12 protein-coding genes are annotated in these 12,607 nt (G+C 72.8%); 11 read left to right on the forward strand and 1 reads right to left on the reverse strand.

What is annotated here, in order from left to right; translation table 11 throughout:
- The first annotated feature begins 6 nt into the window (after positions 1 to 6).
- The 8 genes from ACFTZC_RS01485 (at position 7) to ACFTZC_RS01520 (ending at position 9,949) form a co-directional block, all read left to right on the forward strand.
- Positions 7 to 1,008 carry a TIGR03842 family LLM class F420-dependent oxidoreductase gene (locus ACFTZC_RS01485; protein WP_382885704.1) on the forward strand — a complete coding sequence of 334 codons (1,002 nt, stop codon included), beginning with the start codon at positions 7 to 9 and terminating at the stop codon, positions 1,006 to 1,008.
- 79 nt (positions 1,009 to 1,087) lie between these two features.
- Positions 1,088 to 2,629, forward strand: a complete 1,542-nt coding sequence (locus ACFTZC_RS01490; protein WP_382885705.1) for an NCS1 family nucleobase:cation symporter-1 — start codon at positions 1,088 to 1,090, stop codon at positions 2,627 to 2,629.
- Between the two features lie 30 nt (positions 2,630 to 2,659).
- Positions 2,660 to 4,006, forward strand: coding sequence for a 6-phospho-beta-glucosidase (locus tag ACFTZC_RS01495; protein ID WP_382885707.1), 1,347 nt, complete (start codon positions 2,660 to 2,662; stop codon positions 4,004 to 4,006).
- A gap of 220 nt (positions 4,007 to 4,226) precedes the next feature.
- Positions 4,227 to 5,834 carry an ABC transporter substrate-binding protein gene (locus ACFTZC_RS01500; RefSeq protein ID WP_382885708.1) on the forward strand — a complete coding sequence of 536 codons (1,608 nt, stop codon included), beginning with the start codon at positions 4,227 to 4,229 and terminating at the stop codon, positions 5,832 to 5,834.
- Positions 5,831 to 6,784 carry an ABC transporter permease gene (locus ACFTZC_RS01505; RefSeq protein WP_382885709.1) on the forward strand — a complete coding sequence of 318 codons (954 nt, stop codon included), beginning with the start codon at positions 5,831 to 5,833 and terminating at the stop codon, positions 6,782 to 6,784. The genes ACFTZC_RS01500 and ACFTZC_RS01505 overlap by 4 nt, the downstream gene beginning before the upstream one ends.
- A 92-nt stretch (positions 6,785 to 6,876) precedes the next feature.
- A complete protein-coding gene (locus ACFTZC_RS01510) occupies positions 6,877 to 7,716 on the forward strand; it encodes an ABC transporter permease (RefSeq protein ID WP_382886012.1) in 840 nt (279 codons plus the stop codon).
- Positions 7,713 to 8,822, forward strand: a complete 1,110-nt coding sequence (locus tag ACFTZC_RS01515; protein ID WP_382885711.1) for an ABC transporter ATP-binding protein — start codon at positions 7,713 to 7,715, stop codon at positions 8,820 to 8,822. The genes ACFTZC_RS01510 and ACFTZC_RS01515 overlap by 4 nt, the downstream gene beginning before the upstream one ends.
- Before the next feature lie 89 nt (positions 8,823 to 8,911).
- Positions 8,912 to 9,949 (forward strand): ABC transporter ATP-binding protein, encoded by a 1,038-nt coding sequence (locus ACFTZC_RS01520; protein ID WP_382886014.1) that lies wholly within the window; start codon positions 8,912 to 8,914, stop codon positions 9,947 to 9,949.
- On the opposite strand, the gene ACFTZC_RS01525 is transcribed toward ACFTZC_RS01520, so the two are convergent.
- Positions 9,905 to 10,798 carry a LysR family transcriptional regulator gene (locus ACFTZC_RS01525; protein ID WP_382885713.1) on the reverse strand — a complete coding sequence of 298 codons (894 nt, stop codon included), beginning with the start codon at positions 10,796 to 10,798 and terminating at the stop codon, positions 9,905 to 9,907. The genes ACFTZC_RS01520 and ACFTZC_RS01525 overlap by 45 nt on opposite strands.
- A gap of 96 nt (positions 10,799 to 10,894) precedes the next feature.
- On the opposite strand from ACFTZC_RS01525, the gene ACFTZC_RS01530 reads away from it, so the two are divergent.
- The 3 genes from ACFTZC_RS01530 (at position 10,895) to ACFTZC_RS01540 (ending at position 12,607) form a co-directional block, all read left to right on the forward strand.
- Positions 10,895 to 11,029, forward strand: coding sequence for a hypothetical protein (locus tag ACFTZC_RS01530; RefSeq protein ID WP_382885715.1), 135 nt, complete (start codon positions 10,895 to 10,897; stop codon positions 11,027 to 11,029).
- Positions 11,030 to 11,524: 495 nt separating this feature from the next.
- A complete protein-coding gene (locus ACFTZC_RS01535) occupies positions 11,525 to 11,695 on the forward strand; it encodes a hypothetical protein (RefSeq protein WP_382886037.1) in 171 nt (56 codons plus the stop codon).
- 15 nt (positions 11,696 to 11,710) lie between these two features.
- Positions 11,711 to 12,607, forward strand: coding sequence for an ABC transporter permease subunit (locus tag ACFTZC_RS01540; protein ID WP_382885716.1), 897 nt, complete (start codon positions 11,711 to 11,713; stop codon positions 12,605 to 12,607).

Raw genomic sequence — 12,607 nt, forward strand, 5'->3', positions numbered from 1 at the left:
ACCGCCATGGACTTCGGACTCGTCCTCCAGACCGACCCGCCCTCCTCCGACGTCGTCGACCTCATGCGGCGCGCGGAGGGCAACGGCTTCCGGTACGGCTGGACCTTCGACTCGGCCGTGCTCTGGCAGGAGCCGTTCGTCATCTACAGCCGCATCCTGGAACACACCACCACCCTGACCGTGGGCCCCATGGTCACCAACCCGTCCACCCGGACCTGGGAGGTGACCGCCTCCACCTTCGCCACGCTCAACGAGATGTACGGCAACCGCACCGTGTGCGGCATCGGCCGCGGCGACTCGGCGATGCGCGTCGCGGGCCGCAAACCCAACACCCTCGCCACCCTCGGCGAGTCGATCGGGGTCATCCGCGATCTGGCGGAGGGCCGCGAGGCCACCGTCGACGGCAGCACCCTGCGGCTGCCGTGGGTCCGGGACGGGAGACTGCCGGTGTGGATGGCGGCGTACGGGCCCAAGGCGCTCGCGCTCGCCGGGCGGAAGGCCGACGGCTTCATCCTCCAGCTCGCCGACCCGTTCCTCACCGAGTGGATGGTCAAGGCCGTCCGCACCGCGGCCTCCGACGCCGGACGCGACCCGGACGCGATCACCATCTGTGTCGCCGCGCCCGCCTACGTGAGCGACGACCTCGCCCACGCGCGGGAGCAGTGCCGGTGGTTCGGCGGGATGGTCGGCAACCACGTCGCCGACCTCGTCGCGCGCTACGGGGAGCACTCCGGGCTCGTACCGGACGCGCTGACCACGTACATCAAGGCGCGCGAGGGGTACGACTACAGCCACCACGGCCGGACCGGCAACCCGTCCGCGGACTTCGTCCCCGACGAGATCGTGGACCGCTTCTGTCTGCTCGGTCCCGCCGAGGCGCACATCGAGAAGCTGAAGGCGCTGCGCGCGCTCGGCGTCGACCAGTTCGCCGTCTACGACATGCACGACGCGAAGGAGGCGGTGATCGACGCGTACGGCGCCGAGATCATCCCGGCGCTCCAGGACTGACACCCCCGGTCAACCCGCCGCCCGCACGGCCTCGTTCGACGTCCCCGACATCCGCCCTCGAACGAAGGGTCCCGCCGTCATGACCGCGACCGTACCGCCCGCTCCCTCCGCCGAAGGACCGATAGGCGACCCGCGGGGCCGCGTCGAGCTGCCGCCCGGCGCGGTCCCCGAGGACAGCCGCTTCGTCAACGCCGATCTGCTGCCCGTCCCGGTGGCGGAGCGCCGCTGGACGACGTACAACTTCGCCGCCCTCTGGATCGGCATGGCGCACAACATCCCGTCCTGGCTGCTCGCGTCCGGCCTGGTCACCCTGGGCATGGACTGGAAGCAGGCGGTCCTCACGATCGCCCTGGCCAATGTGATCGTGCTCCTCCCGATGCTGCTGACGGGGCACGCGGGACCCAAGTACGGCATCCCCTTCCCGGTGCTCGCCCGCGCCTCCTTCGGGCTGCGCGGCGCCAATCTGCCCGCGCTGATCCGGGCCGCCGTCGCCTGCGCGTGGTTCGGGATCCAGACCTGGATCGGCGGGCAGGGCATCTTCGTGCTGCTCGGCAAGATCTTCGGTGGCTGGACGGACGCGTCCCGGATCGGCGGCCAGCCCTGGACGCTCTGGCTCTGCTTCCTGCTCTTCTGGGCGCTCGAACTCGCCATCATTTACCGGGGGATGGACACCCTGCGGCGGTTCGAGAACTGGGCGGCGCCGTTCGTGATCGTCGGCGCGCTGGTACTGCTGGTCTGGATCACCGTCAAGGCGGGCGGCCTCGGCCCGCTGCTCGACCAGCCGTCCGAGCTGGGCTGGGGCGCCGAGTTCTGGCCCGTCTTCTTCCCGTCCCTGATGGGGATGATCGCCTTCTGGTCCACCCTGTCGCTGAACATCCCCGACTTCACCCGGTTCGGCGCGGGCCAGCGGGCCCAGATCCGGGGCCAGGCGCTCGGGCTGCCCACGACGATGACGCTCTTCGCGCTGCTCTCGGTCTTCGTCACCTCCGGATCCCAGGCGGTGTACGGCGCCGCCGTCTGGGACCCGGTCGAGCTGGCGGCGAAGACGGACAACGTCTTCGGGCTGGTCTTCGCGCTGGTGACCGTGCTGGTCGCGACCATCTCGGTGAACATCGCCGCCAATGTCGTGTCACCGGCCTACGACCTCGCCAACCTCGCCCCGAAACGCATCAACTTCCGTACGGGCGCGCTGATCACGGGCGTCATCGGCGTCCTCGTCATGCCGTGGAAGCTCACCGCCACACCCGAGCTGTACATCTTCACCTGGCTGGGTCTGGTCGGCGGACTGCTCGGTACGGTCGCCGGCATCCTGATCGCCGACTACTGGATCGTCCGGCGCACCGTCCTCGACCTCGCCGACCTCTACCGGCCGGGCGGACGGTACTGGTACGCGGGCGGCTGGAACCCGCGGGCCGTGGCCGCCTTCGCCGTCGGCGGGGTGCTGGCGGTGGGCGGCTCCCACTCCCTCCCCGGAAAGGGCCCGTTCCCCGAGGACGGGCTGATCCCCCTGCTCAAGCCGCTCGCGGACTACGGCTGGGCGGTGGGGCTGGTCGCCGCGGCCGCGGTGTATCTGGTGCTGACCCTGCCGTCCGGGCGCCGGGGCGCGAAGATGGTCCCGTAACGGTGACCAACGTGTGAAAGCGGTGCGGGTGTGAAGCTGACGATTCTCGGCGGCGGCGGGTTCCGGGTTCCTCTGGTGTACGGCGCCCTCCTCGGCGACCACGCGGAGGGGCGGGTCACCCACGTCACCCTCCACGACCTGGACGCCGGCCGGCTCGGCGCCATCGCCCGCGTCCTCGCCGAACAGGCCGCGGGCATTCCCGACGCCCCCGCCGTCACCGCCACCACCGACCTCGACGAGGCGCTGCGCGGCGCCGACTTCGTCTTCTCCGCCATCCGCGTCGGCGGGCTCGAAGGACGCGCGGCCGACGAGCGGATCGCGCTGGCCGAGGGCGTCCTCGGCCAGGAGACGGTCGGCGCGGGCGGCATCGCGTACGGGCTGCGCACCGTGCCCGTCGCCGTCGACATCGCCCGGCGGGTGGCGCGCCTCGCACCGGACGCCTGGGTCATCAACTTCACCAACCCGGCGGGGCTGGTCACCGAGGCCATGTCCCGCCACCTCGGCGACCGCGTCATCGGTATCTGCGACTCGCCGGTCGGACTGGGACGGCGGGTCGCCCGGGTGCTCGGCGCCGACCCCGACCGTGCCTGGATCGACTACGTCGGCCTCAACCACCTGGGCTGGCTGCGCGGACTGCGCGTCGACGGCCGCGACGAACTGCCCCGGCTGCTCGCCGACCCCGACGCCCTCGGCTCGTTCGAGGAGGGCAAGCTCTTCGGCACGGACTGGCTCCGCTCGCTCGGCGCCATCCCCAACGAGTACCTGCACTACTACTACTTCAACCGCGAGGCGGTCCTCGCCTACCAGCAGGCCGAGCAGACCCGCGGCGCCTTCCTCCGCGACCAGCAGGCCCGCTTCTACGAGGAGGTGGCCCGCCCCGGCGCCCCCGCGCTGGGCACCTGGGACCGTACCCGCGCCGAGCGGGAGGCCACGTACATGGCGGAGAACCGCGAGGCCGCGGGGGCCGGCGAGCGGGACGACGACGACCTGGAGTCCGGCGGCTACGAGCAGGTCGCCCTCGCGCTGATGCGGGCCGTCGCCCGCGACGAGCGGACCACACTCATCCTCAACGTCCGCAACCGGTCCACCCTCGCGGCGCTCGACGCCGACGCCGTCATCGAGGTGCCCTGCCTGGTGGACGGCAACGGCGCCCACCCCGTCACCGTCGCCCCGCTGCCGTACCACGCCACCGGCCTGGTCTGCGCGGTCAAGGCGGTCGAGCGCGAGGTGCTGGCCGCCGCCGAGAGCGGCTCGCGCGCCTCGGCCGTCGCGGCCTTCGCGCTGCACCCGCTGGTGGACTCGGTCGGCGTCGCGCACCGGCTCCTGGACGGCTACCGGGCCGTGCACCCGGGCCTGGCCTACCTCGACCGCCGGTAGGCCGGGCGGGGGAAGTCCCGCCCGGCCTACCGGCGATCGAGGTGGACCGGGCGCCCCATGCCACGTCCGAATGGGGGACGGCGCCCGAATTGCCGCCCCGGGTAACCCGATCTTCATGGAAATCACCGGCGGAGCACGGACATCGCTCTTGTCGTGGGTCTGTATGCGAAATACGGTCGTCGGTATTCCTTGATCGGCTCCTGGCGGGAGGCAGAACCTCGTGCGCCGTACACCTCTTGGGACCGCCGCCGTCGCTCTGACGGTGCTTCTTTCCGGCTGCGCCTCGCTCCAGTCCTCCGCCACCGAGGTCGGCGGGGTGCGGATGACCGACGAGCGGCCCGTACGCGACGGAGGCACGCTCACCGTCGCCCTCAACTCGGACCCCGACAAACTCGATCCGAGCCTCGCCCAGACCCTCGTCGGGCGCACCGTCTTCGCCGGCATGTGCGAGAAGCTGTACGACATCGACCAGGACGGCACGATCGTCCCGCAGCTCGCCACCGCCCTGCCCGATGTCTCGGCGGACGGCCTGACCGTCACCGTACGGGTCCGCCGCGACGCCCGGTTCAGCGACGGCACCCGGCTCGACGCCGACGCCGTCGTCGGCTCCCTGCTGCGCCACCGCGATCTGCCGGGCTCCGCCCGCGCCACCGAACTCGCCCCGCTGGAACGGGCCGAGGCCACCGGCCCCGACACCGTACGCATCACCCTCAAGCAGCCGTACGTGCCGCTCACCGGGGTCCTCGCCGACCGGTCCGGGATGGTCATGTCCCCGGCGGCGCTGCGGACATACGGCAAGGACTTCACCAACAACCCGTCCTGCGTCGGGCCGTTCCGCTTCGTCGAGCGGGTCGGCGGTGACCGGATCGTGCTCCGCAAGGACCCCCGCTACTACGACGCGGACCGCGTCCATCTCGACCGGGTGATCTACCGGCCCATCCCCGACGGCACCGTACGCCTCGCCAATCTGCGCTCCGGCGACATCCAGGTCGGCGACCAGATGGCCCCCGTCGACGTCCGGGGCGCGCTGACCGAGCCGAAGCTCCAGGTCTTCAACTCGCCGTCCCTCGGCTACCAGGGCATCGGCCTCAACGTCGGCAACGTGAAGGGGCTCGGCGAGAAACCGGGGCCGATCGACACCCCTCTCGCCCGGGACGTCCGGGTCCGCGAGGCGTTCGCCCTCTCCCTCGACCGGGAGCTGATCAACAAGGTCGTCTTCCAGGGCATGTACGAACCGGCCTGCGGCCCCATCTCACCCGGCTCCGCCATCGCCCCCGGCGTGCGGCCCGAGCAGTGCCCGAAGCGGGACGCCGAACGGGCCGGACAACTGCTGGCCGAGGCCGGGGTGAAGACGCCCGTACGGATGGAGCTGAAGGTCTCCACGACCCCGGAGTCCGGCCGGCTGGGCCAGGTCGTCCAAGCCATGGCCAAGGAGGCGGGCTTCGCCGTCACACTGCGCCCCACCGAGTACGCCACGCTGCTGGAGGAGACCGACAACGGCGCGTACGACGCCTTCACCAGCGGCTGGTCGGGCCGGCTCGACCCGGACGGCAACATCGCAAGCTTCCTCAGGACCCAGGGCGCGATGAACGCGTACGGACTCTCCGACCCCCGGATCGACGAGCTGATCGCCCGCGGCCGCACCGAGGCCGACCTCCGCGAACGAGCCTCGATATACGAGGAGTTGACGCGCCGGGTGAACGCCGAACACGCCCTCGTCTACGTCTACCGGCAGAAGAACTACGCCGTCGCCGGCAAGGGCGTCGCGGGGCTGCGGATCTACGGCGACGGACTGGTCCGCGTCTCGACCGCCGGATACGTCCAATGACGCGTTATCTGCTCACCCGGCTGCGCCAGTCCCTGATCACCCTCTTCCTCGTCAGCGTCGTCGTCTTCGCGGGCATCAGGGCCCTGCCCGGCGACCCCGCCGTCGCCCTCGCCGGGGAGGAGCGCAGCCCCGAGGCGCTGGCCGCCGTCCGGGAGAGCTACGGACTCGACGACAACATCGCCGTCCAGTACGGGCGTTACCTCGGACGCGCCCTCACCGGTGACCTGGGAACCTCCTCCCGTACCGGACTCCCGGTCGCCGACGCCATCACCGAGGCGCTGCCCGTCACCCTCGAACTGGCCGCGCTCTCCCTGCTGCTGGCCGTCGTCATCGGCATCGGGGCGGGGGTCGTCGCCGCCGTACGGCGCGGCCGGCCCGAGGAATGGCTCGCCAACGCCATCGCCCTGCTCGGGCTCTCCGTGCCCACCTTCTGGCTCGGCATGGTGCTGGTGCTCGCCTTCGCGGTCGCCCTGCCGGTCTTCGCCGCCTCCGGATACGTGCCGTTCACCACCGATCCGCTCGACAACCTGCGCCGTATGGTGCTCCCCTCGATCGTGCTCGGATCCGGACTCGCGGCGGTCGTGATGCGCCAGACCCGCGCCGCCATGCTCGACTCGCTCTCCGCCGACTACGTCCGTACCGCACGCGCCAAGGGTCTGACGCAACGCCAGGTCATCGGTGGACACGCGCTGCGCAACTCACTCGTCACGGTGGTGACCGTGCTCGGTCTCCAGCTCGGCCATCTCATCTCCGGCGCCGTCGTCACCGAGCAGATCTTCGTCCTGCCCGGGTTCGGCAAACTCACCATCGACGCCGTCTTCACCCGCGACTACGCGACCCTCCAGGCCGTGGTGTTGTGCACCGCCACGGCGTACATCCTCATCAACCTGCTGGTCGACACGGTGTATTCGGTGATCGACCCGCGGATCAGGCTCGGAGGTGCCCGGTGACCCCATCCGTCCGTACGGCGCGCGGGCCGGCCGCCGCCGGGGCCACAGCGGTGCGAGCCGCGCGGGCCACGGCGGTACGAGCCGCGCGGGCCCTGGCGTACGGTCCCCGGGCGCGGGCCCTGCGGGCGAACCGGCTCGCGCTCACCGGGTCCGTCATCGCCGCGGTGTTCGTGCTCGCCGGACTCCTCGCCCCGCTGATCGCCCCGTATGACCCGGCCCGGCCGGACTTCACCGACGCCCTGGCCCCGCCGGGGCTCGCGCACTGGCTCGGCACCGACGACCTCGGGCGGGACCAGCTCTCCCGCATGATGTACGGCGCCCGCGCCTCGCTCCAGGTGGGCGTGGTCGCGGTGGCGTTCGCCTTCGCGGTCGGCGTGCCGCTCGGCCTGCTCGCCGGGTACTACGGCCGGTTCGCCGACAGCGCGGTCTCCCGGCTCACCGACACCATGCTGGCCTTCCCCTTCCTGGTGCTGGCGGTCGGTCTCGCCGCCGTCCTCGGCCCCTCGCTGACCAACGCCACCATCGCCATCGGCATCGCGCAGATCCCCGCCGTGATCCGGATCAGCCGCGCCGAGACGCTCCGGCTCAAACACACCGACTACGTGGCGGCGACGGTGGCCAACGGTGGCGGCGACGCCACCGTCCTCGGCCGCCACATCCTGCCCAACGCGTCCTCCGCGCTTCTCGTCCAGGCCACGGTCGGCATCCCCACCGCCATCATCGGCGAGGCCCTGCTCAGCTTTCTCGGCCTCGGGGTCCAGCCCCCCGAACCCTCGCTCGGCGTGATGCTCTCCGGCGCCCAGCCCTTCCTCGCCCCCGCGCCCTGGCTGGCGGTCTTCCCCGGGCTGGCGATCGTCGCCGCGACGCTCGCCTTCAACCTGCTCGGCGACGGGCTGCGCGACGTCCTCGACCCCCGGGGAGGCACCCGATGAGCCCGCCGCCCGTGCTGAGCGTGCGTGACCTGTCGGTGGCGTTCCGCACCGGCCACGCGGGAGGCGGGCCCGACTCCACCCGGACCGTACACGCCGTGGACTCCGTCTCGTTCGACCTCGCACCGGGTGAAGTCCTCGCCGTGGTGGGGGAGTCGGGGTGCGGCAAGTCCGTCACCTCGCTGGCCGTCATGGGCCTCCTGCCGCCCACCGCGACAGTGACCGGCTCCATCAGGCTCGGCGGCCGGGAGCTGGCGGGCGCGCCGGACAAGGAACTGCGGAAGGTACGCGGCAAGGACATCGCGATGATCTTCCAGGAGCCGATGACCTCGCTCAACCCGGTCCTCACCGTCGGCCGGCAGATCGGTGAAGTGCTGCGCGGACACCAGGGGCTCGGCAGGCGCCGGGCCAGGGACCGGGCCGTGGAACTCCTCGAACTGGTCGGCATCCCGGACCCCGCCCGGCGCGCCCGGGAGTACCCGCACCAGCTCAGCGGCGGCATGCGGCAGCGCGTGATGATCGCCGTCGCCGTGGCCTGCGACCCCGGGGTGCTGATCGCCGACGAACCCACCACCGCGCTGGACGTCACCGTCCAGGCGGGCATCCTGGAGGTCCTGCACTCCCTGCGGGAGCGGCTCGGCACGGCGATCGTCCTGATCACGCACGACCTCGGCGTCGTCGCCGACACCGCCGACCGGGTGCTGGTGATGTACGCGGGCCGCGCCGTCGAACAGGCCCCGGTGCACGAGCTGTTCGCCGCGCCCCGGCACCCGTACACGGAGGGGCTGCTGGGCGCGGTGCTGCGACCGGGTGCCGGTGTGGGTGCGGTGGGTGTGGGGGCGGGTGTGAGTGGGGGAGTCCGTGCGGAGAACAGGGCCGTCAAGCGCCGGCTGACGGAGATCCCCGGACTCGTGCCCAGCCTGGACGAACAACCGGATGCCTGCACCTTCGCCCCGCGCTGCGCCCGCGCCGACGACCGGTGCACGGAGGCCCGGCCCGCCTTCCGGCCCGAGCCCGATGCCCCGCACCACCTGGTCGCCTGCCGGCACCCGGCCCGTGCGGCGGCCGGTACCGATGACCCGCCCGCCGGCGAGGAGGAGAGCGCGTGACAACCGATCCGGTCACCTCGGCCCGGGGCGCCCGCCCGGAACGTACGCGGCGTACGGCAGAAACCCCACCCGTCCTCGAACTCACCTCCCTGACACGGCACTTCCCGGCGGGCCGGGGCACGGTCCGCGCCGTCGACGGGGTCACCCTCACCGTCGCCCGGGGCGAAGTCCTCGGCCTGGTGGGGGAGTCCGGGAGCGGGAAGTCCACGGTCGGGCGGTGCGCCGTACGGCTCGACGAGCCGACCTCCGGGACCGTACGGATCAACGGGACCGACATCACGCGCCTTTCGCGCCGGGCCCTGCGGCCGTTGCGCGAGAAGTTCCATCTCGTCTTCCAGGATCCGTCGTCCTCGCTCGACCCCCGGATGACCGTCGGCCGGATCGTCGCCGAACCGCTGCGCCTCCACGGCATCGCCCGCGGCGAGGCCGCCCGCGCACGGGTCGCCGGGCTCCTCGCCCAGGTGGGGCTGCGGCCCGAGCACATCGACCGGCATCCCCATGAACTCTCCGGCGGCCAGCGGCAGCGCGTCTCCCTCGCCCGTGCCCTCTCCGTCGACCCGGATCTGCTGATCGCCGACGAGCCGACCTCGGCGCTCGACGTCTCCGTCCAGGCGGCCGTCCTCAACCTGCTCGCCGACCTCCAGCGCGACCGGGGCTTCGGCTGTCTCTTCATCACGCACGATCTCGCGGCCGTGGAGTTCCTCGCCGACCGGATCGCCGTGATGTACCTCGGTGAGATCGTCGAACTGGCCCCGACCGCCGAGCTGTTCGCCTCGCCCAAGCACCCGTACACGCAGGCGCTGCTCTCCGCCGCACCGGTGCCCGACCCGGTCGTCCAGCGCTCCCGTGAGCGCATCGTCCTCAGCGGCGAACTCCCGAGCCCGCTCTCGCCGCCGCCCGGCTGCCGCTTCCACACCCGCTGCCCGGTCGCGGTGGACCGCTGCCGTAGTGAGCGCCCGGAGCCGCGGACGCTGCCGTATCCGCCGGGAGCGGCCGGCGGCCGGCAGGTCGCCTGCCATCTCGTCGCCGACGACGGCACCGCACCGGACGCCGGGGCCCGCGCCCGCGCCGCGCGGCCGGTCTCAGCTCCGGGCGGCGGCCGGGCCGGAGTCCCCGGCGGCGACTGAGCCGGCCGAGAGGAGCGCGCTGACCGCCGCGACCGCGCCCGCCACCATGACGGGGTCGGCGCCCCGCCGGGCGTGCGCGCTCATCCGTATCGCCGGTACCGGCGGCAGGTCATGGCGTTCGGTCAGGCCGTCGGGCCCCTGGCCGACCGACGCGAGCAGCGCGGCGCCCAGACCGGCGCGCGCGGCGTCCAGCACCCCGGCGAGATACCCCGCGTCACAGACGACGGTGGTGGGGATGGCGCGTTCCGCGAGCACGCCCAGGGCCCGGCGCCGGATCGCGCACGGGTCCTCGACGGCCACCAGCGGCAGCGGCGCCGGTGCCTCGGGGAGCACCCAGCCGGGCGCCGCGTACCAGCTCAGGGGCAGGCCGCCGACCGGGGTTCCTTCCGTGCCCGCCGCCTCGGTCACGTACACGGCCAGATCGACCGTACCCCGCTCCACGGCCTCCACCAGCCGGGCCGAGCGGTCGATCCGGAACCGCACCCGGCACTCGGGCCGCGCCTCGCGCACGGCGGCGGTGAGCAGCGGCAGGATCTGGTCGGCGGCGTGCTCGGTGGAGCCGATGACGACGGACTCCCCGGCGTCCCCGAGCAGCGTACGGACGGCCTCGTCGTGTACGGCGATGATGCGGCGGGCCTGTTCGAGCAGCCGGGCGCCGTCGGCCGTGAACCGGGTCCCGCGGCCCGCGCGCTCGACCACCGGACGGCCCAGGGTCTTCTCCAGCCGCCGAATGTGCTGGCTGACCGCGGACTGGCTCAGCGCCAGGGCCTCGGCGGCGCGGTGGAAGCCGCCGCGGTCCGCGACCGCGACGAGACTGCGCAGCGCGGTGATGTCCAGAACGGGTGCCATGGCCGCACGCTAGCACCGATCGATCAGGAAACGTGATCGATGATGAGTGCGAATCGTCGTTGGACGTGTGCGGTGTACGTCAGCCATGCTGGGGCCATGTTGCGAACTGCGCGCGGGGCAGCCGTCGAGCCGACCCCCTTCGACGCCCGGCGGACCGCCGCCGTGGGCGCGCCACTGACGCAACGCCGCGTGGTCGACTTCGGCCTCGTCAACAGCGCCCGCTGTCGCTGAACAACCGGAACACCCGGATCAAGGGGAACACCCGGAACCCCGGATCAAGCGGAACCCCGGGATCATCCTGATCGCTCGCGCCGGCGTGACCGCTCCGTCCGGTCCGGTCACGCGAGCGCCCTGATCGCTCTGTTCCCTCGGCCCTCTTGGCTCCCTCGGCTCCCGCTGTTCCCTCCGCTCCCTCGGTGAGCCCCGTCCCGTGCCCCCGCCGCCGTCCGGCGGGCGTCGTGCCGTTCCGTTTCGTGCAGTCTCCCGCGCCCGTCCGGCGGGGCCGGACGGGCGGGTGCGCCGTCCCGCCGTGTTCTCCTCGCCCCCGCCGTACCTCCCGGCGGTCCTGGCGGGTCCCCGCCGCTCCGGGGAACCCGCCGTTCCGCCGTATCTCCCGCCCGGCCCGACCTCACGCGCGTCCACCGCCGTACGCGCACGGCCCCGCCGTACGCCCGCTGCCCTCGCCGAGACCGCCGAGACGCCCTCACCCCCGCCGGAGGCGACCGTATGCCCGCCCATGCCACCCACCCTCCCCATGCCGCGACGCCCCGAGTCCTGACCACGGTCACCGAACTGGCGGGCCTGCTCGCCTCCGACGCCGCGCTCTTCCCCGGCTCCTGGTCCGCCTGGTCCGCCGACCCCGCCCGCCCCGCAGCCACCGGCCACCTGCCGGGCTGACCGAGAGGAACCGAGATGTCAGTGCAGGAGCACGCCGCCCCCGGCACCGCCCCGCCACCCTCCGCAGGCCCGGCCCGGCCGTCCCCTCCGGGCGACGCCCCCCGTCTCACCATCCGCCCCGGACCTCGGGCCCGGCGCGGGACGGGCGTCCCCCGGTGGGCGCGGCGCGCGAGCGGCCCCGTCGGGGTACTCCTCGCCTGGTACGCGGCGAGCGCGACCGGTGTGCTGCCTTCGAGCGTTCTCGCCTCACCGGTGGACGTCGTACGCCAGGCATGGGACCTCACCGCCAACGGCGAACTGCCCAGCGCCATCGGCGCGTCCGGGAAACGCGCCGCGACCGGCTTTGTGATCGGCGCCGTGATCGCGCTCTCCCTCGCCCTGACCGCCGGGCTGTTCCGGCTGGGCGAGGACGTCATCGACTCCTCCATGGGCATGTTCCGGGCGATCCCGTGGGTGGGTCTGATCCCGCTGTTCATCGTCTGGTTCGGCATCGAGGAGACCCCGAAGATCGCCCTGGTGGCGCTCGGGGTCACGTACCCCCTCTACTTCAACATCTACGGCGGCATCCGTTCCGCCGACTCCCAACTCATCGAGGCGGCACGGATGCTGGGCCTCGGCAGGCTCGGGCTGATCCGCTACGTGATCCTGCCGTCCGCGCTCCCCGGCGCGCTGATCGGGCTGCGGTACGCGCTGTCCACCGCGTGGCTGGCGCTGGTCTTCGCCGAGCAGGTCAACGCCGGTAACGGCATCGGCTACCTGATGAGCAACGCCCAGCAGTACTTCCGTACCGATGTGATCGTGCTCTGCCTCGCCGTCTACGCGGTACTGGGGCTGATCTGCGACTTCATCGTGCGGGTGCTCTCCAGGCGCCTGCTGAGCTGGCGGGCATCCTTCGACGGCGACGGGGCGTGA

It is taken from the genome of Streptomyces sp. NPDC056987 (genome assembly GCF_042673865.1).
Lineage (GTDB): Bacteria > Actinomycetota > Actinomycetes > Streptomycetales > Streptomycetaceae > Streptomyces.

Bases quoted from the DNA above. Each gene is read 5' to 3' on its own strand.
- ACFTZC_RS01530 (WP_382885715.1), top strand. From the start codon at position 10,895: ATGTTGCGAACTGCGCGCGGGGCAGCCGTCGAGCCGACCCCCTTCGAC.
- ACFTZC_RS01485 (WP_382885704.1), top strand. From the start codon at position 7: ATGGACTTCGGACTCGTCCTCCAGACCGACCCGCCCTCCTCCGACGTC.
- ACFTZC_RS01535 (WP_382886037.1), top strand. From the start codon at position 11,525: ATGCCCGCCCATGCCACCCACCCTCCCCATGCCGCGACGCCCCGAGTC.
- ACFTZC_RS01540 (WP_382885716.1), top strand. From the start codon at position 11,711: ATGTCAGTGCAGGAGCACGCCGCCCCCGGCACCGCCCCGCCACCCTCC.
- ACFTZC_RS01515 (WP_382885711.1), top strand. From the start codon at position 7,713: ATGAGCCCGCCGCCCGTGCTGAGCGTGCGTGACCTGTCGGTGGCGTTC.
- ACFTZC_RS01490 (WP_382885705.1), top strand. From the start codon at position 1,088: ATGACCGCGACCGTACCGCCCGCTCCCTCCGCCGAAGGACCGATAGGC.
- ACFTZC_RS01505 (WP_382885709.1), top strand. From the start codon at position 5,831: ATGACGCGTTATCTGCTCACCCGGCTGCGCCAGTCCCTGATCACCCTC.
- ACFTZC_RS01525 (WP_382885713.1), bottom strand. From the start codon at position 10,798: ATGGCACCCGTTCTGGACATCACCGCGCTGCGCAGTCTCGTCGCGGTC.